Below are 17,842 nucleotides of genomic sequence, written 5' to 3'. Positions count from 1 at the left end.
AAATCGAAGCACAAAAGTTGATATTATTATTAATGTTCAATTGAAATACTACCGTTGAATTTTGCACTTCAGCCCGCCTGACGCAAAACCCTTGTTGAACTAAACCTTCGGTAGCCCTCGCGCTGATTTTGTACCTTTCAAAGATAATTAAAACTTTGAAATTATGACTACAAAAAAAAGCATCCGGATGATTTAAGAGAAAACAAAATTATCAACCAAGCCAAGCGCGAAGTTCCCGGTTTTGAGGAACTATTGGCTCGTTTTGAGCGCACCGTTTCGGTTTTAGGCAGAAGCCAAAGTACGTTTAACAATTATTCGCGCCACGTAGCGGCTATTTCGCTGTATTTTGGCAAAATCCCCACAGAACTCGATCCTGAACAAGTTCAGGACTACTTGTTTTACCAACAAAAAAAGTCCAAAACCCCATCGCAAACCTACTTTAAACATTGCGTTTACGGGCTTCGGTTTTTGCTAAAATCGGAAGGGATTCCTTATGAATACCTTCGACTTCCGTCGATAAAACACGATAAGAAATTGCCTGTTGTTTTGAGCAAAGAAGAAGTTTGGGCAATGCTTCAAAACACCAAACTACTCAAACACCGCATTCTTATTGGTTTGCTTTATGGTTGCGGACTTCGTTGTATGGAAGTTCGAAGCGTTCGTTTACAGGATTTGGATTTCGACAGACAACAACTCAAAGTAGTTCAGGGCAAAGGCAAAAAAGACCGTTACGTTCCACTTTCAGTACATTTAATTCGGGGACTCAAAACCTACATTGAAGCCGAAAAACCACAAGATTATCTTTTCAACGGTCAGCCTATCGAAAGAGCTGGCGGAGACTTCGATTCTCGGTACAGCCAGCGAGGTGTGCAATGGGCAGTCAAACAAGTAGCCAAAGCTGCTGGTGTGAAAAAAGAAGTTCACGTACATACGCTTCGGCACTCTTACGCCACACATTTGCTCGAAGATGGAATGGATATTATGACCCTGAAAGACCTTTTGGGACATCAAAATATCGAGACCACGATGGAGTATTTGCAGATTGCCCAACTCGACAGTCAACGCATCTTTAGTCCACTCGATACGCTTTTCGAGAAATGCAGACGGAAGTAGCCGATGTCCTTAGAAAAGTAGGTTCTAAAATCGAGAGTTATGGACTCAATACTTGGCAACTTCGAACGCTTGATGCTATCAAAAAATGCAGAACAGCCAAATTGGGCGGTCATATCGATGCTTGCGATGAATGTGGCCATCTGACCATTAGTTATAATTCTTGCCGCAATCGTCATTGTCCCAAGTGTCAGAGCAACAAACGAGAAGATTGGATAGAGGCTAGAAGCACGGAACTCTTGCCAGTGCCTTATTTCCACGTTGTTTTTACCTTGCCTGAAGCGATTAATTCATTGGCTATACATCAGCCCAAAGTAGTGTACGATACGCTCTTTGAAGCGACTTGGGAAACGATTCAAACTTTTGGCAAAACCAAACAAATGCAAATGGGTATGATTGCGGTTTTGCACACTTGGGGACAACAATTGAGTTTACATCCGCACCTGCATTGCATTGTTCCTGGCGGCGGAATAGCTAAAAACGGACAATGGCAAAATAGCCGAACCGATGGCAAATTCTTGTTTCCAGTCAAAGCCTTGTCAAAGGTGTTTAGGGCTAAATATTGTGCAAAACTCAAAAAAAAAGAGCCTATCAAGTATGAGCAAATTCGGCAAGAATTATGGCAAAAACCTTGGATTGTTTTTGCTAAAAAGCCATTTGGAAGCCCCAAGTCGGTGGTGGAATATTTGGGGAGATATACGCACAAGATTGCCATTAGCAACCGGAGAATCAAAACTATCGACAACGAAAATGTGACTTTTGAGTACAAGGATTATCGAGTGGCAGGAGTCAAAAAGCAAATGACGCTCACGCATCAGGAGTTTATTAGGCGATTTGCTTTGCACATTTTGCCCAAACGCTTTGTCAAGATTCGGCATTATGGCTTTTTGAGCAGCACTTGGAAGCGTCAAAAGCTAAAACTTTTACAAGAAAAGCTGAAGGTAAAAGTATTGGAAAAGCGAGAAAAGAAGCCTTTTTTTCCCAAGTGTCCGTGTTGCAAAACGGGCAATTTGCATCGGATAGCGGTTTTTGACAAGCGTGGTCCGCCTGCTTGGTATCTTGGCGGTAGCCAAAACACAATTCCCTGTAAAAACTAATTTATGGGTAAGGGATTTTATGCTCTAAAGTGAAGGAAAACACGAGAAAAACCAATAAATATCTACTCCAAAAAAAAGAGGCTCACTTGCCTCTTGTAATTCTCTCTAAAATTTTTACGATAACTCCATAGTGTTGACGGATATGTAATCGGTTCCGTTCAACACGGGTTTCATTGTTCGTGCTGCGCACGCAACGAAACCCTAGCTGTTGTGCGATCGCTTTTCTTTTTTATAATTGCCAAGTTGTTATTAATTCTTTTACAGTGATATTTTTTTTAGTTGTTCCATTTAATAACTTTCCGTTTTCTGAAATATAAATTATAAATCCACCTTTATTTATTTCTAATTCGTTTGGATAATTAAATAATCCAAAATCTAGACGTAATCTTTTTGAGATTATAGGAAATTTTATATATGGTTGTTCGCTTTTTCCGAATATTCTGTAATGCTCATTAAAATTTTTTATCCAAGTAAGAATACTTACAAATTCATCTTCGGTAAATTCAAAAGATGTTTCGTTCTGTATAATTATATCGTCAGGCAATCTTTTTTGAATTTCTATTAAATATTTTGAGGTTTTCATAATTTGCAATTTATTCGTTTAGATTATTTAGATATTTTTGGAAATTTCCATATCCATTTTCTTCGGGTTTTTCGAGGTTTATCATTTTGTCATTTCCGCTATCATAAATTTGCCAATTTTCCACTTTTGCAATTTTGATTAATTCAAACAATCCATTTTCGCCGTATAAACTTAACATTTTGTTACTAACCAATTCTTCATCATCAAAAAAATCAATAGAGAAATCTTTGCCAATAATTTCGTTATGGTTTTCGGATTTTTTTATGTTTTCAAATTTTGATTTCAAAACTTTGTCAAAATCAATTGGTTTTAGTAAATCTTCGTTTAGATTTTCTAAAGAAACTAAATTTTGTTCTGAACTAAATAATACAATATCCCAACTCATTTTTCTATTTTTATTTTCGGTTTCTGTCGCTCGAAAGTGTCGCACAACGTACCGGCCGCTTGGTGAAGGGAAAAAAGGCCTTGACGGTGTCAAGAATTTGGCCTTTTTTTCTTTCTCCAATCGGCCTGTTAGGCGAAGTTACTAATTTTTTAGTAATGGAGTTGGCGATCCTACTCCAAATAATTTTCAATGCAACTATTTTAATGAAACTATTATTTATTGCCCTTAGCAAGCCTGCTAGGCGCAGTTAATAATAGGGTTTTAGGGCTCTATTTTTTATGCGATTTTTAAGTTCTCGAAGATAAACTCTTGACTTTGTCATTTATTTTCGATAACTTAGCCAAGTCTTTTACGTTGTCAAACGTATTGAAAGTGAACTTTCTACGATTCTCAATCGAAAGACTTGAAGCCTAAATGCTTTATTCTTCTTAAAATCACAATAAAAATATCTCTAAAATTCATTGCGCATTGTACGCGTAGGACTCGCCAATTTCGCTCTAACGTCCCGCTACTACAGCGGGTTTGGGACTAAATTAAGCCCTATTTTCGGATTTGCCAAATCATCCCAAATACAAAACCAACTTTCTATTAAGCCAATTGCCCAAATCCGTTGTAGTAGCTGTTAGCAAACGTTTTTTTAGCCCTAATTTTTATTTCCAAAAATCATTTATTTTGCTAAATTGTTCTTCGTTATTGCCTTGGTTTTCATATTTATATAAATTATCCCAATATATTTTTCCACCAATTTTAACGAATACTTTATAATATCCTTTTGCAAGAGTTCCTATGTTCATTTTAAAACTGTTTGAAGATTGTCCAATAAGAGAAAAATTTGAATTTGAGATAATTGATTGTTCGTTATACAAATTTGTATTCAAAACATTGCTGAAGTTTACATCTTGATGAATTTTTTCTGGATTTGCTGATACAAACCAAACATCTGTAACATTTTCTTCTGCTAAAATATAAACCGATTCGTTTGCCGGATTAGGATAAAGTAAAAACTTGTTATTTACTAAAACATTTGGGTTTCCAAGTTTTAATCCTGTATCGTTTGTGTCTTGTCTAAAATTAACTCCTGTGACTAAATTTATTGAACTCTTATCAGTTTGAACATCAGTTTCATCTTTATTACAGCTTATTGCCAAAATAGAGATAAGGATAAAAAGTTTTTTTTTCATATTAATTATGTTATATTTCTGTTTTTCAGTTGGTTGTGGTAAAATGTTTGCTAACGTTTTGCCGCTTTGCGAAGGCGGGGATTTTCAGCACTAAACTTCATTAGAAGCACAAAGCTTGAATTTAGCACTTCACTGTCATAGAAGCACAAAACCCCCGCTTTTGCAAAACGGCTGTTAGTGGCTGGGCTTTTTCTAATCATCTGTTTTAGTTCCATAAAATCCTGTCGCACAACCGTAAAAATAAGAATTGAATTCTGTTTTTAAACCCGTGTCTGCAAATATCTCTGTCGCCTTTTTTGCATTGTCAAACTTGTTAGTGTATTGCCAAAGCATTTTATATTCTTCTGGGTTTCCAAGTAATAGTCGTCCTAAAATTGGAATGATTTTCCCAAGGTAAAAGCCATATAGTGTTTTTAATATTCTGTTGTTTGGCTTAGAAACTTCTATAAATGAAAACTGTCCACCAGATTTTAATATTCGCTTTGTTTCTAAAGCTAAAACATTTAATTGTTCATCATTAAATGTTTTAAGTCCGAACGCACAAGTTACAAAGTCATAATGATTGCTTGGTAGCTTGTTTTTTAAAATGTCTTGTTGCAATACAATAATTTCATTGTTGTATTTTGTTTCGCTTTTCTGTTTTGCATATTTCAACATTCCATCTGAAAAGTCAAGAACTGTCAAGGTAGAGTTCGGTAATTTATTTTTTGTTGCATTCCAAGTTTCACCCATTCCTGTTAGCAAGTCAATTATTTCTGCTTTATGTTGTGTCTGTTTAAAAGTTTCCAAAAATTGTCTTCTCCAACGAATTGAAAATCCAAATGAAGTAATAAAATTCATTCGCTCATAAGAACTACTCATCTTGTTAAAAAGTCCTTTTACATATTCGGGATTGTAAATATTATTCTCCATCAAGTACTTCTTTCCATTTTTCCGTCTCCGCAAATTCTTTTATTATTTGGTTTCGATTGATAAGTAATCTTTTCAGATAGTTTGTTAGAACGAGCTGATTGAATAATTTACCTAAAAAACCAAACGGTGAATGAAATTCAAAAATATCTTTCATTATAACCATATTTCCAACTTTTTCAAATTTGTGTTCGTGAACAATTGACTTAAAAATACCTTTTACTTGTTTGTCAGTAAAATAATTTGGTCTTTCCAATGCAGTAATTTTTGAAGTCAGTTTTTGTTTAACTCCAAAGTGTGTTGCTTGCCAAGTTACAGTCTCATTTAAATTTATTAGTCCGCTCGTTCTCCCTGCAATTGCTTGTTCATTTGTTTGAGCAGTAGAAATTTTATGGAGGTCAATACTTCGTGACAAGTCAAAGCAAATTTCAAGTGTAGAGTTTATTTCAGTTATGAGTTCAATTTTAGGCATCTGTTTTTTGTCTGTTTGTCTTTTTGGTGCAGTTCTCGTTTAGCCTTGCCACTAACTAGTATATAGGTCTGACAAAATCAGACCTATCACTCCATATTCGGGTGGATAGGTCTGACAGCAGTCAGACTTTATTAGTATTCAAATATAATAATTTTTTCTTACAAATCATCAAAAGGACTTTTTATTTGTTGAATACTTTTCGTACTAACGTGAGTGTAAATCTCGGTCGTTTTACTACTACTATGTCCTAATAGTTCTTGTATATATCTCAAATCGGTGCCGCTTTCGAGTAAATGTGTAGCGTAACTGTGTCTTAACCAATGCAAGGTCACTGGTTTAGTAATACCAGTTTTTTGCAGAGCTTGTTTCAATACGCTTTGCAAACTCTTTTCAGAATATTGTTCGCCTTTAATTTGTCCTTCAAATAGCCACACTGCTGGTTTGTAGTCTTTATAATATTCTCGTAGTATTTGCAGAATTTTTGGCGATAATGGCGCAATTCGGTCTTTTTTGCCTTTGGCATTTTTGAGCAAAACTATATTTCTATTGGAATCGATGTCCGAAAACTTAAGATGCAATAACTCGCTGCGACGTAATCCACAACTATAAATCATCGATAGCATCGCTTTGTGTTTGATGTTGCTGTGGGCATTCAAAATCAATTTAATTTCTTCTTTACTCAAAACATTAGGTAAAACCTTAGCGCGTTTGGGTCTGTGTATTTTATCGACAATCATTTTAGTGTTGCGAATGGTTTGAAAGAATAGCTTTATTGCATTCGTTACCTGATTTTGATACGAAGCCGAAAGATTATTTTTCAAAATATACTCGTTGTTGTACACAATCACATCCTCATTGGTAATTTCGGCAACGGCTTTGTCACGATAAAAAACCAAGAAGGATTTCAAGGCTTCACTATAAGTAGCAATCGTGCTTTCGCTATAGCGTTTGGAACGCATCCATTGTTTGAACCTTTCTATTTGTGCGATGCCTTCCTCCGAAGGAATAGTGTGTTGTAGGGGTGTAAGTTTAAACCGAATTCGGTTTTCCTCAGTATCAGGTAGGTGCCAAGCGCGCAAGGTTTGACTCCAGCGAACGCCATCAATTTGTTTGATTCGAGCAATCAAGTCAGCATTCTTTTCGAAATAGACTGCTATTCTCTTTACTTTTTTATGGGTGATGATTTTTGCGCTCCAGTTCATAATCAGAATTTAATGGTCTCAAAAATAGTTAAAAATTTGTGCTCTTTTAAAATTCTACTACTGTTCAACGCAGATTGTTGGTTGTTTCAGTTTTGTGAACACCCAAATTACCGCTTATCCTGAATGATTTCCGCCAATAATTTCTTGGCGCGAAGCAGTTTTATTTTCACATTGCTCAGGGGTTCGTCAATTTTGCTGGCAATTTCCTGATAGCTCATTTCCTGAAAATAGCGCAGTTGTATGACTTCCTGATAATGGGGTTTGAGTTCTTTGATAAACTGCAATAATTGCGACAAATTTTGTTCGGTAATCAGTTCATCCTCAGCCGACGGAGTAGTGTCGGCAATATTGTACGCTTGCTGGTTTTCATCGTCCGTAATTTCGATGAAAAGACCCGATTTTTTTTTGCGTAACAAATCGATATGAACGTTTTTGGCAATAGCAATTAGCCAAGTATTGAACTGAAATTCAGGATTGTAACTCGCTATTTTGTCAAAAGCTTTCGAAAAGGTTTCTATGGTAATATCCTCGGCATTGGTTTCGTTTTCGGTGCGTTTGAGCATAAAACCGTACACTTCATTCCAATAAAAATCCAACAGAAAAGTGAAGGCAACTTGATCCCCTTTTTTTGCTTTTTCTATCTGTTTGTTTATTTCCAATGGACGGGTTTTGAGAAAATATTGCTAATGAAGATATTTAATTGTGTGAAGATAAGAACTATTTCGATAATGGGAAACCAATACATCACATCTTTTTCTTTTAATTTTCCGGCTGAGAAGCCAAGAACTATCCAAGTGCATAAATAACGAAAGCCTATTAAACTCAAAACGATAATCCATTGAAACTGAAAAGCAAGTAAAACAGTTGCTAAAGTGATAAATAGCAATTGAGTTAAATAAAATAGGGCCAATTGAATTTTGTCGAAAGTTTTATAATGTTGCGCTGTTGATACGTGTCGGCGTTTTTGCGTAAACCAACCTTTGAAAGTGGTTTTTGGCTCCGAATAAGTGAAACTTTCCGGCGAAAAACAAATCGTCGTATTTTTTTTGGTCGCCACCTGATTGATGAATAAATCATCGTCGCCTGAACGAATTTGAATGTGACTGATAAACCCATTTACATTGAAAAATTCCTCTTTTTTGTAAGCCAAATTGCGACCGATTCCCATATAAGGCTGGCCGATTTTTGCCCAAGAAAAATACTGAATTGCGGTAAGCATCGTTTCGAAACGGATGATTTTATTTAGGAAAGAATTGGCAACTTTTTCGTAGGCTCCATAACCCAAAACAATGGTTTTTTGCATGGTAAATTGGGAACTCATGCTCGTAATCCAATCTTTCGAGAAGGGGTAACAATCGGCGTCAATAAACAATAAATAATCTTTTTTAGCCGCTTTTATTCCAAGTGTCAATGCATATTTTTTGTTTCCCCAAAAGGCTTCGTTGTTTTTTACTTTGACCAATCGGATATTGGAATATTGTTTTTCAAATTCTTCGAATATTTCCAAAGTGTGGTCACTCGATGCGTCGTCAATCAAAATGATTTCGTAATCGTGATAGTCTTGTTCCGCAAGCAACGGAACGAATCGAATGGCGTTTTCGGCCTCATTTTTGGCGCAAACAATGACAGAAACCGATATTTTTTTTGGTGTTGATTTTTGCGCTTTGGCGAAAGCAAATTTCGCAAAAACTAGGAGGTAATATATAAGTTGGATAGCAACTACAACAATAAAAAAGTATAGAGTGAACAGTAACATATTGGTTTGGCTTCTTTTTAAAATGGGTACAAAGATAATTATCAATCACCAATTTCTCATTGTCAAACTGCAATTAGTTTTATATTTTAATTGGACCGGTTTAAATTTAGATGATATTGACTTCGGCTTCGATAGCAATGCCAAAGGTTTTAAAAACAGTTTCTTGAATGTTTTTGGACACATTTAAAATTTCTTGTCCGCTTGCATTTCCGTAATTGACCAATACTAAGGCTTGATTTTTGTGAATTCCCGCATCGCCAAAACGTTTTCCTTTGAAACCTGCTTGTTCAATGAGCCAACCTGCTGGAACTTTCACTTCGGTTGCTGAAACTTCATAGTATTTCATTTCGGGAAATTTTTGGTGAATTTTCTCGAAATCTGTTTTCAATAGAATCGGGTTTTTGAAGAAACTTCCGCTGTTGCCCAATTCTTTGGGGTCGGGCAATTTACTTTGTCGAATAGCGATAACCGCATTGCTTACGTCCCTTAAAGTTGGGGTTTCGGCATTGTTTTTTGCTAATTCTGCCTTGATATCGCCGTACGAAATGTTTATGTTGTGATTTTGTTTGGTCAATTTAAAAACCACCGAAGTAATGATGTATTGGCCTTTCACTTCATTTTTGAAAACACTTTCTCTGTAACCAAAATGACAGTCGGCTTTGGTAAATGTTTTCATTTCCTGATTTTCAATTTTCATAGCTTCGCAAGATTCGAACGTGTCTTTGATTTCAGTCCCGTAAGCGCCAATATTTTGCACTGGTGTTGTGCCCACATTTCCCGGAATGAGTGACATGTTTTCCAATCCGCCAAAATTTTGTTCGATAGTCCAAAGCACAAATTCGTGCCAATTTTCGCCGGCTTGACTTTCGACCCAAACAAAATCATCGGTTTCTTTGATGATTTTTTTGCCTTTCAAATCCACGTGAATTACCAGGGCATCGATATCTTGAGTCAAAAGCATATTGCTTCCGCCACCAAGAATAAATTTTTTTTCGGTTTTGTATTCTTGTAAAACAACACCTAATTCGGCAATAGAATGTACGGCAACAAATTGTTTGGCACGGGCTTCGATACCAAAAGTATTGAAGTTTTTAAGAGAAAAATTGGTTTGTATTTCCATAAAAGGAGAGGAGTTTTTTTAATACATCAGTTGCATCAAATTTGATTTGTTCCCTTTGTATAGATTAAAAAACGCAACAATATCGTTTGCGATTTCCTTGACTTTTTCGATGTTTTTATGGTTTAAACGATAGACTTTACCGCTTTTGTTGACGGCTATATAGTTGCCCTCATCCATATCTAATATCGTGTAGTACACGTTTTTATTGATTTCGATTTCAATTGCTTTTTCGATATCTAATTGACTTAGTTTTTCTTTTGAAATATCTTTAAGAATAGCTAAAGTTATTTTTTCGTCCTGATTTTGGTCAAATACTTCTTTTGATGACAATTTGCCAATTTGTAACTTTTCATAATCATAATTGGCGTGAAATCTTGTGGGACTTTTCAATTCAATCAGTGTTAGAAGGTTAGAATTGAAAAACAAGGTCACTTCTTCGTATTCTTTCCTTTTTTTATTGAAAACTTTTAATCCATAAATATCAAAATTCGCCGCTTTATTTTCGGATTTTGGTTCAAAATTATCATTACTTAAATTTCGCGATAGATATATTCCGCTAGGTTTTTTTAGAAATTGTAACGAATAATCATTTGACGAAGAGACCCACGATTCGTGAATAGCAGGGAAATTGGTTTTTAAAATTTCCGCAACATTGCGTTCGAAAATTTCAATTTGTTTCTTAGTAGTTTTAAAATTGAACATAATTATTCTATTTTAATTGTTAATTTGGGCAGTCTTGGGACCTCAAATATAATAATTAAAATTGAGTTGCATAGGTTTTTTGCCAAATATGCATCATAAATAGCGGCATAATGTAAGAAATCATTGTCAAGTCACCTTTCTGTAAGTCGGAAACCAATTTTTTTACATTAATATTTTCAAAATAGGGCTGAAGGAATAAATCACTTTTTGCAAAGGATTCTAGTTCTGCCATAAATTCAGGGCTTTTTATCAAATAATCGCCCCAAGGAACACTCAGTCCCACTTTTTTGAATTTCAAGATTTCCTCGGGCAGCCTTTCTTTCATTGCTGATTTCAGGATGTATTTCCATTTTTTTCCTTTAAAGAGCCATTTATCATCCAAGGAACCCAAACCTGCTACCAATCTTTGGTCTAAAAACGGTTCTCGACATTCGATAGATGCTCCCATTGTGCAACGGTCGTTTCTGTCAAGCAAGGAGCATAAATAGGTGTGCTGGTCGAAATACAGGGCTTGGCGCCGCAAATTGTTGGGATATAATGCTTTGGCGTCGGCTAAAATTTGCTTTCGGTATTCGTTTTTTGGAGCATGACTAATTCCAAAAGTCTTTCCGATATCCTTTGGATAAATATTAGAACCATTGTAGAGAATCAAATCATCAAAATCATCTATTTGGGAGTAGCGTGCCAATTTTTCGAATCTTGGCTTAGTAGTGAAATAATCCATATGACCAATTGTGGCGATTGCTTTTAGAATCGAGGGATACTTCAGGGCTTTGTACCGCACATAACCACCCATCAATTCATCCGCTCCTTCGCCTGAAAGTAAGACTTTTACTTGTGGTTTTGCCAATTGCGCAAGGGCCAAAATATGGGGTTCGCTCAAATGCATAATCGGTTCGTCTTGAAAATAAGTGGAACTAACGAGTTTGTCAAAAAGCGAGTGATCTTCTAATTGCATGGTGTGAAATTCGTAATCGAATTTTTTTGCCATATTTTGCGCCAAATGCGATTCGTTGTGCTCTTTTTCTTTAAAACCAATATTAAAAGTCTGAATGTCTCTGAAATTCTGATGGTTTAGTGATGCTAAAATGGAGGATGAATCTAGTCCGCCGCTCAATAAAACGCCCACAGGTACATCGCTGACCATTCGAAGTTTTATGGAGTCATCAAAGGTTTCCCGAAACCAGTCGACCGGATTTTTGATTTTGGGTTGGTTTTGAATTTCAGTTTTCAAATCCCACCACTTTTCATTGGTGATTTTTCCACTTTCGTGAATGCTTAAAATGTGTCCCGGAAGTACTTTTTTTACATTTTCATATAAAGTATTTTCGCCAGCCACAAAACGATTGAAAATATATTCTTCCATTCCTTCTGCTGCCATTTTCAGCGGAACTCCAGCAGTAAAAAGCGCTTTTTGTTCAGAACCGAAATAGAAAGTTTCGTTGTAAAATGAATAATACAGAGGCTTAACACCCATTCGGTCGCGAACAGCGATCAATTTGCGTTCCAGTTTGTCCCAAATCACAAAGGCGAACATTCCGTTGAGCCTCGGTAGTATTTTCAATCCGTGCAATTGAAATAATTTCAATAAGACTTCGGTATCTGAATTGGTTTTTATATCAAATCCGTGGCTTCTCAGTTCAGGATAAAAATCTCTAAAATTGTATATTTCGCCATTATAGGTCATTACGAAACGACCATCATCGGATAAAAAAGGTTGGTGTCCTGCTGCCGAAACATCCAAAATCGAAAGTCTTCGATGGCCTAAACCAATATTATTTTCAATAAATATTCCTTGATCATCTGGTCCACGATGTGCTAGCGAGTCGCGCATTTTAATCAAAAGGCGTTCGTCCACTTTTTTCTGCAATTGCAAATGAAAAATACCATTAATTCCACACATAATTAATCGATTTTTAATGTGTTAATTAATTGGTGATACGCGTCGGCAATGATTTTCATATTGGTTTTGTAATTCGCATTTTCTTCTACAAATTTTCTGTTTTGTGCTACAGCTTCCGCTCTGATTTCTTTATTTTCGAATGCCCAAAGTATTTCATTAGCCAGCATTTCAGCATCGCCAAGCGTTATCAATTGTCCGTTTTTTCGATGGGTAATCCAACTTTGGTTTCCCGGAATATCAGAAACAATAGGGTAGCACTTGCAAGCCATTGCTTCGAACAAAGAGGCCGAAACCCCTTCGGTAATAGGCATACTGATATATAAATTAGATTTTTGTAAAAGTGCTGGCAATTGCGTATTTTGAATCCTTCCAGCGAACTGAACTTTGTTCGCAATCTTTAATTTTGTTGCTAATTCTTTTAACATTGGTAGCAATATTCCATCGCCAACTATGGTCAATTCAAAATCGATGCCTTTTTGGTTCAGAATCCAAAAAGCTTGTAAAATGATGTCATGGCTGTATTCGGGCATCAACGAACGCGTGATTATGGCGGAAATTTTCTCGGATGAGGTGTTGTGGTCTCCAAATTTTTCCAAATCGATTCCTTTGGGCAAAACCATCACTTTGCTCATATCGACCTGAACCTTTTTCATTGAAATCGCCATCACAGGACCCCAAGCGTGAATCAAATCGGCTTTGCGGAACGCATAATTTTGGGTTATTTTTTTTAATGGCAATAAAATCGATTTTTCCGGCCATAAATCGGTTCGGCCTTGTTGAGCGATGGCTATTGGTTTGAAATTTAAAAGTGCCGCCAGAAAGCCATAGCTCGTGGTTCTCTCGGCAATGACCATATTGGGCTGCTGTAATTTGATGATTTTTTTTACTTGAAAAAGACCTGTAGAAAATTCCAAAAGACGCAGACAGCGACTAATAAAGGAATGATTCGAAGATTTTAATTCCCAAGTGATGATTTCGAAATCGCCAAATTCTTTGAGGCCATTCATCCACGTAATAGCATCTGCTCTGTAGGTTTCTCCTAGAAATAGTATCTTTCTTTTTGGCATACACTGACTTATTCTTCCGAGGTTAATGCCCTGTTAATAAAAGCATTCAAGGGTTTTAAACTAATTAGTTTTTGGCTCATTTTAGCAACAAAATCGGCTCTAGTAACTTCTTCAATGTCGAATTTTTGCGAGGTTTCGAAACTTTTTAATTTCAGAAATTCGATAGCCGGATGATCCTTTTCGTATCCTCTTGGCGGATTTTTCAAAACATTAGTTTCATTTCGATCGAAATCAGTAAACTCCTTTTTGAAGGTTTTTTCGCGTAGAATTTCCTCCAAGTCTTCGTAGAAGTAAGCAATCTCTTTGCGCACTTTTTTCAAATCCTCAGCTTCGGGACAGTAAAATCCTCCCGCTATAAAACTGCCTGAACGGGCAATGTGAACGTAGTATCCTGCTCGATTATTTCCTTTAGATCCGCTAGATAACCAAACTCCAAGGTGGTCTTTATAAGGAGATTTGTCTTTAGAAAATCGAATATCACGATTGATTCTGAACGTACAATTTTTGACTTCAAGCATTTCAAGCGAAGGATCGAGCGGTTTCATAACATCGAGAAAAGCGCCAACCAATTGATGATAGTCTTTTTTGAAAACCTCATACCGCTTTTTATTGTCCAAAAACCAATCGCGATTGTTATTGGCTTTTAAATCATCCAGAAATTGTAAACTGTCTTTTGAAAGCATATTTCCTTGGTTATTGTAATTGTTTTTTCAAATCTTCTTCGCTCATAAAACCAGTGTGTTTCCATTGTAATTCCTTGTTTTTATATAACAATAGCGTCGGAAGTTCATCAATTTTCATTTCGTTGATTAACGTTTTATTTTCGTCAGCGTCCAAACGGATAATAAGCAGTTGGTCAGCCATTTCCTTTTGGATTTTGTCTATATACGGAGCCATTTTTTTGCAAGGAGCACACCATTTCGCATTAAAATCAATCAGCACTTTCTTGTCGGTATTCAGTAAATTGGCAAATTCCTGCGGGCTCATCCCAATGATTTTGTTGCTTGGTTTGGCTTCGCCCTGTTCGCCTTCGGCTCGGGTGGATAAACCGGCGGCATCCCATTTCATTATTCCGCCTTCGAGGTTGTAGATTTTTTTGAATCCTAATTCTTCTAATTTTGCTGCAGCTTTTGCACTTCTTCCACCACTTTTACAATACACAAAAATAGGTTGGGATTTGTCCAGTTTTTCAGTAGCGGCGACAAAATTATTGCTCAGCCAATCGATATTTTCAGCGTCTAAAATATGTCCTGCATTGAATTCGCCTGGAGTCCTCACATCTATAAGTTGAGGTTCTTCTAGCTGTGCTATTTCTTTTGAAAAGGTTACTGGGTCTACAGATTTTAAACTTTTACTAGGTTGTCCGGTGCACGATAACATTGTAAAAGTTACAAATGAAATAAAAATAAGAGAACGAAATTTCATAATAAGTATCAATTGATTTATAAGGGCTAAAATAGGCAATTTCTATCTCAGATTTTGAAAGTAAAAGTTAAAATATTTGCGTTTTAAAGATTAAAAATTTTATAGGTTTGATGGGTCGATTTGACGATTTTTTCAGTTCGTTCAGGATGGGTGTCTGAAATAAATAACTGTCCAAAGGTGTCGCTGTTGACCATTTCTACAATTTTCGACACTCGGTTTTCGTCTAATTTGTCGAAGATGTCATCGAATAATAAAATGGGTTTAAATCCACTTTGTGTTTTAAGAAATTCGAATTGCGCGAGTTTCAAGGCAATTAAGAACGATTTTTGTTGCCCTTGGGAACCAAATTTTTTAATCGGAAAATTATCGATTTCAAAGGATAAGTCGTCTTTATGAATACCCACGCTGGTGTAATGTAAAGCCCTGTCTTTATTGATATTTTCCTCTAATAATGACAATAAATCTTTTTCGAATAAATGGCTTTCGTAAACCAATTGAACTGTTTCTTCTGAGCCCGTAATGGCTTGATGATGTGCATTGAAAATCGGAATAAACTGTTCTATAAATTCTTTTCTTTTTTCGAAAATGTATTTGCCAAAAGTATCGAGTTGCTCATTGTAAATGGAAAGGGTGTCATTGTCGAAAACATAATTCAAAGCGAAATATTTCAATAAAGCATTGCGTTGACTCATCACTTTTTGGTACTGAATGAGTTGTTTCAGGTATTGCGAATCGAGCTGCGAAATGACGCTATCCATAAATTTACGTCGGGTTTCACTGCCCTCGACAATTAAATCTCGATCGGCAGGCGAAATGATTACTAAGGGAATAAAACCAACGTGTTCCGAGAATTTCTCATAGATTTTTCCGTTGCGTTTGAGGATTTTTTTTTGTCCTTTTTTGAGGCTACAAACGATTTGCTCGTTTCTTTCGTTGATTTCAAATTCGCCGTCAATGACAAAAAACTCCTCGCCGTGCTTGATATTTTGGACCGCTTGGGGATTGAAATAGCTTTTTCCTTGAGACAAATGATAAATAGCATCCAAGACATTGGTTTTTCCGATTCCGTTTTTGCCAACAAAACAATTTATTTTGCTAACCAATTCGAAATTAGCTTCCGAAAAATTTTTGTAATTGAATAATGAAATTTTTTTTAAATACATTTTGGTCTTGCTCGAGTGGAAATTTAGCTTCTTTCAGAGGGCGCAAATTATTGAAAATTATCCATAAAAATGGCTTTTATGCAATTTCAAATGGTAAAAATTTTTCAATTGGAAAGAAAGGAATACATAAATAGTAGATAATGTATTTTTATTTGAATTTAAAGTTACTTTTTTTATGACGATATGAATAAAAATTTTATTTTTGCGGCTCACTAAATTAAAATTTAAATGGCTACTTATAACAAAAGAGGATATAAACCAGCAAAAGAAAAAGAAGTTAAAGAAGTTAAAGAAGTTTCCGAAGATATTTCTGTATTAGAAAAAAACAGTACTACAGCAGAAGTTTTTTCTACCCTTGATGCCACTGCATCAAAAACAGAAGATTTTGTAGCCAAAAATCAAAGAATCATCATCGGTGTTGTAGGGGCAATTGCATTATTGACCGTGGGCTATTTAGCTTACCAAAAATTTGTAGCTACACCTAAAGAGGAAGAAGCTGCCAACGAAATGTTTGTTGCGCAACAAAATTTTCAAAAAGCGACAGACGGTGTTGCAAGTGATTCTTTGTATAAATTAGCATTGAATGGGTCTGAGGGTAAATTTGGTTTTGTAAAAATTGCCGATGAATATTCAGGAACCGATGCCGGAAACTTGGCAAATTATTATGCGGGTATCGCTTATTTAAACACAAAAAAATACACAGAGGCAATTGATTATTTAGGGAAATTCAAATCGGAAGACCTACTATTGTCTGCTATGGCAACTGGCGCTATAGGTGATGCTTATTCTCAAAAAAATCAAGCCAAAGAGGCGTTAGAATATTACGTAAAAGCTGCTGAATCGAATAAAAATGATTTCACCACACCACGTTTCTTGTTGAAAGCTGGAAAAACTGCTTTGGCGATGGGAAATAAAGAAGAAGCTTTGAAATATTTTACCGATATTAAAGATAATTACGATGCTTCACCAGAAGCAGCTACCATTGATGGTTTGATTGGTTTAGCACAATAAATCCAGAGGGCAGTTGACTAGATGGCAGTTTTTCTGCAATCTGCAATCTGCAATCTGCAATCTTAAATAAGAGATGGCAACTATAAATAAAAACTTATCCGAATACGATAAAAACACAATCCCAGACGCGAAAAATTTTCGGTTTGGGATTGTTGTTTCAGAATGGAATGATACCATAACAGAAGGGCTTTGTTATGGGGCAGTTACTGGCCTTTTGGAAAATGAAGTGCCATCGGAACACATCATTCGTTGGAATGTGCCTGGAAGTTTTGAGCTTATTTACGGAGCAAAAAAAATGCTTCAAACTCAAAATGTCGATGCGGTAATTGCTATTGGATGCGTGATTCAAGGGGAAACCAAGCATTTTGATTTCGTTTGCGAAGGCGTCGCACAAGGTATAAAAGATTTGAACGTGCAAACCGATGTTCCCGTTATTTTTTGTGTATTGACCGACAATACGATGCAACAATCTATCGATAGGAGCGGAGGAATACACGGTAATAAAGGAACCGAAGCCGCTATTGCAGCGATCAAAATGGCGTATTTGCGACACCAAGCTTCGTTCAGTCACCAATTGAAAAATCAGCAACTCCTATCAACCGGACCTTTACAAATTGAAGGTTTGAAAATGATAGAAGAATAAATACTATTTTTACTTCCGATAGCTGTCGGAAATAAAACCTATACTATTCTGATGATGGTATAGGTTTTTTTATGATTACTTTAGGTAGTAATCCCAATAGAAATTACTTAAAT

The 17,842-nt window shown here is 36.0% G+C and carries 19 protein-coding genes; 4 read left to right on the top strand and 15 right to left on the bottom strand.

Annotated features, from left to right (window positions below):
* Positions 1 to 252 precede the first annotated feature (252 nt).
* On the top strand, positions 253 to 1,113 hold the full coding sequence (locus E1750_RS06215) for a tyrosine-type recombinase/integrase (RefSeq protein WP_227873971.1): 861 nt from the start codon (positions 253 to 255) through the stop codon (positions 1,111 to 1,113).
* Complete coding sequence (locus E1750_RS06210; protein ID WP_133275945.1) at positions 1,098 to 2,207, top strand: IS91 family transposase; 1,110 nt, start codon at positions 1,098 to 1,100, stop codon at positions 2,205 to 2,207. The genes E1750_RS06215 and E1750_RS06210 overlap by 16 nt, the downstream gene beginning before the upstream one ends.
* Before the next feature lie 229 nt (positions 2,208 to 2,436).
* Here E1750_RS06210 and E1750_RS06205 read toward each other — a convergent pair whose 3' ends face one another.
* From E1750_RS06205 to recF, 15 genes are all read right to left on the bottom strand, one after another.
* Positions 2,437 to 2,790, bottom strand: a complete 354-nt coding sequence (locus E1750_RS06205) for a hypothetical protein (RefSeq protein WP_133275944.1) — start codon at positions 2,788 to 2,790, stop codon at positions 2,437 to 2,439.
* A gap of 10 nt (positions 2,791 to 2,800) precedes the next feature.
* Positions 2,801 to 3,175: a hypothetical protein gene (locus E1750_RS06200; protein WP_133275943.1), complete on the bottom strand. Its 375-nt coding sequence runs from the start codon at positions 3,173 to 3,175 to the stop codon at positions 2,801 to 2,803.
* Positions 3,176 to 3,825: 650 nt separating this feature from the next.
* Positions 3,826 to 4,356 (bottom strand): hypothetical protein, encoded by a 531-nt coding sequence (locus E1750_RS06195; protein ID WP_133275942.1) that lies wholly within the window; start codon positions 4,354 to 4,356, stop codon positions 3,826 to 3,828.
* Between the two features lie 192 nt (positions 4,357 to 4,548).
* Positions 4,549 to 5,268, bottom strand: coding sequence for a class I SAM-dependent methyltransferase (locus E1750_RS06190; RefSeq protein ID WP_133275941.1), 720 nt, complete (start codon positions 5,266 to 5,268; stop codon positions 4,549 to 4,551).
* A complete protein-coding gene (locus E1750_RS06185) occupies positions 5,258 to 5,737 on the bottom strand; it encodes an SRPBCC family protein (protein WP_133275940.1) in 480 nt (159 codons plus the stop codon). The genes E1750_RS06190 and E1750_RS06185 overlap by 11 nt, the downstream gene beginning before the upstream one ends.
* A 158-nt stretch (positions 5,738 to 5,895) precedes the next feature.
* Entirely contained in the window at positions 5,896 to 6,939 is a 1,044-nt protein-coding gene (xerA, locus tag E1750_RS06180; protein WP_133275939.1) for a site-specific tyrosine recombinase/integron integrase, read from the bottom strand.
* 107 nt (positions 6,940 to 7,046) lie between these two features.
* Positions 7,047 to 7,598, bottom strand: coding sequence for an RNA polymerase sigma factor (locus E1750_RS06175; RefSeq protein WP_133275938.1), 552 nt, complete (start codon positions 7,596 to 7,598; stop codon positions 7,047 to 7,049).
* Positions 7,589 to 8,695 (bottom strand): glycosyltransferase, encoded by a 1,107-nt coding sequence (locus E1750_RS06170; RefSeq protein WP_133275937.1) that lies wholly within the window; start codon positions 8,693 to 8,695, stop codon positions 7,589 to 7,591. The genes E1750_RS06175 and E1750_RS06170 overlap by 10 nt, the downstream gene beginning before the upstream one ends.
* Before the next feature lie 106 nt (positions 8,696 to 8,801).
* The gene (murB, locus tag E1750_RS06165; RefSeq protein ID WP_133275936.1) at positions 8,802 to 9,815 is read right to left on the bottom strand and encodes a UDP-N-acetylmuramate dehydrogenase; all 1,014 of its coding nucleotides are present in this window, start codon (positions 9,813 to 9,815) and stop codon (positions 8,802 to 8,804) included.
* 18 nt (positions 9,816 to 9,833) lie between these two features.
* The gene (locus E1750_RS06160) at positions 9,834 to 10,517 is read right to left on the bottom strand and encodes a hypothetical protein (RefSeq protein WP_133275935.1); all 684 of its coding nucleotides are present in this window, start codon (positions 10,515 to 10,517) and stop codon (positions 9,834 to 9,836) included.
* 55 nt (positions 10,518 to 10,572) lie between these two features.
* Complete coding sequence (gene asnB / locus E1750_RS06155; RefSeq protein ID WP_133275934.1) at positions 10,573 to 12,420, bottom strand: asparagine synthase (glutamine-hydrolyzing); 1,848 nt, start codon at positions 12,418 to 12,420, stop codon at positions 10,573 to 10,575.
* A gap of 2 nt (positions 12,421 to 12,422) precedes the next feature.
* Positions 12,423 to 13,487, bottom strand: a complete 1,065-nt coding sequence (locus E1750_RS06150; RefSeq protein ID WP_133275933.1) for a glycosyltransferase family 4 protein — start codon at positions 13,485 to 13,487, stop codon at positions 12,423 to 12,425.
* A gap of 8 nt (positions 13,488 to 13,495) precedes the next feature.
* Positions 13,496 to 14,170 carry a DUF2461 domain-containing protein gene (locus E1750_RS06145; protein ID WP_133275932.1) on the bottom strand — a complete coding sequence of 225 codons (675 nt, stop codon included), beginning with the start codon at positions 14,168 to 14,170 and terminating at the stop codon, positions 13,496 to 13,498.
* Positions 14,171 to 14,180: 10 nt separating this feature from the next.
* Positions 14,181 to 14,912 (bottom strand): thioredoxin domain-containing protein, encoded by a 732-nt coding sequence (locus E1750_RS06140; protein ID WP_133275931.1) that lies wholly within the window; start codon positions 14,910 to 14,912, stop codon positions 14,181 to 14,183.
* An 83-nt stretch (positions 14,913 to 14,995) separates the two neighbouring features.
* Positions 14,996 to 16,075 carry a DNA replication/repair protein RecF gene (recF, locus tag E1750_RS06135; protein ID WP_133275930.1) on the bottom strand — a complete coding sequence of 360 codons (1,080 nt, stop codon included), beginning with the start codon at positions 16,073 to 16,075 and terminating at the stop codon, positions 14,996 to 14,998.
* Positions 16,076 to 16,303: 228 nt separating this feature from the next.
* On the opposite strand from recF, the gene E1750_RS06130 reads away from it, so the two are divergent.
* Positions 16,304 to 17,086: a tetratricopeptide repeat protein gene (locus E1750_RS06130; protein WP_133275929.1), complete on the top strand. Its 783-nt coding sequence runs from the start codon at positions 16,304 to 16,306 to the stop codon at positions 17,084 to 17,086.
* Between the two features lie 73 nt (positions 17,087 to 17,159).
* Complete coding sequence (gene ribH / locus E1750_RS06125) at positions 17,160 to 17,729, top strand: 6,7-dimethyl-8-ribityllumazine synthase (RefSeq protein ID WP_133275928.1); 570 nt, start codon at positions 17,160 to 17,162, stop codon at positions 17,727 to 17,729.
* The last annotated feature ends 113 nt before the right edge of the window (positions 17,730 to 17,842 follow it).

It is taken from the genome of Flavobacterium nackdongense, from assembly GCF_004355225.1.
Classification (GTDB): Bacteria; Bacteroidota; Bacteroidia; order Flavobacteriales; family Flavobacteriaceae; genus Flavobacterium; species Flavobacterium nackdongense.
This window is presented reverse-complemented; position numbering and strand designations above follow the sequence as displayed.

Excerpts from the sequence above, each read along its gene's own strand:
- E1750_RS06210 (WP_133275945.1), top strand. The coding sequence starts at position 1,098 with ATGCAGACGGAAGTAGCCGATGTCCTTAGAAAAGTAGGTTCTAAAATC.
- E1750_RS06205 (WP_133275944.1), bottom strand. The coding sequence starts at position 2,790 with ATGAAAACCTCAAAATATTTAATAGAAATTCAAAAAAGATTGCCTGAC.
- E1750_RS06200 (WP_133275943.1), bottom strand. The coding sequence starts at position 3,175 with ATGAGTTGGGATATTGTATTATTTAGTTCAGAACAAAATTTAGTTTCT.
- E1750_RS06195 (WP_133275942.1), bottom strand. The coding sequence starts at position 4,356 with ATGAAAAAAAAACTTTTTATCCTTATCTCTATTTTGGCAATAAGCTGT.
- E1750_RS06190 (WP_133275941.1), bottom strand. The coding sequence starts at position 5,268 with ATGGAGAATAATATTTACAATCCCGAATATGTAAAAGGACTTTTTAAC.
- E1750_RS06185 (WP_133275940.1), bottom strand. The coding sequence starts at position 5,737 with ATGCCTAAAATTGAACTCATAACTGAAATAAACTCTACACTTGAAATT.
- xerA (WP_133275939.1), bottom strand. The coding sequence starts at position 6,939 with ATGAACTGGAGCGCAAAAATCATCACCCATAAAAAAGTAAAGAGAATA.
- E1750_RS06170 (WP_133275937.1), bottom strand. The coding sequence starts at position 8,695 with ATGTTACTGTTCACTCTATACTTTTTTATTGTTGTAGTTGCTATCCAA.
- murB (WP_133275936.1), bottom strand. The coding sequence starts at position 9,815 with ATGGAAATACAAACCAATTTTTCTCTTAAAAACTTCAATACTTTTGGT.
- E1750_RS06160 (WP_133275935.1), bottom strand. The coding sequence starts at position 10,517 with ATGTTCAATTTTAAAACTACTAAGAAACAAATTGAAATTTTCGAACGC.
- asnB (WP_133275934.1), bottom strand. The coding sequence starts at position 12,420 with ATGTGTGGAATTAATGGTATTTTTCATTTGCAATTGCAGAAAAAAGTG.
- E1750_RS06150 (WP_133275933.1), bottom strand. The coding sequence starts at position 13,487 with ATGCCAAAAAGAAAGATACTATTTCTAGGAGAAACCTACAGAGCAGAT.
- E1750_RS06145 (WP_133275932.1), bottom strand. The coding sequence starts at position 14,170 with ATGCTTTCAAAAGACAGTTTACAATTTCTGGATGATTTAAAAGCCAAT.
- E1750_RS06140 (WP_133275931.1), bottom strand. The coding sequence starts at position 14,912 with ATGAAATTTCGTTCTCTTATTTTTATTTCATTTGTAACTTTTACAATG.
- recF (WP_133275930.1), bottom strand. The coding sequence starts at position 16,075 with ATGTATTTAAAAAAAATTTCATTATTCAATTACAAAAATTTTTCGGAA.
- E1750_RS06130 (WP_133275929.1), top strand. The coding sequence starts at position 16,304 with ATGGCTACTTATAACAAAAGAGGATATAAACCAGCAAAAGAAAAAGAA.
- ribH (WP_133275928.1), top strand. The coding sequence starts at position 17,160 with ATGGCAACTATAAATAAAAACTTATCCGAATACGATAAAAACACAATC.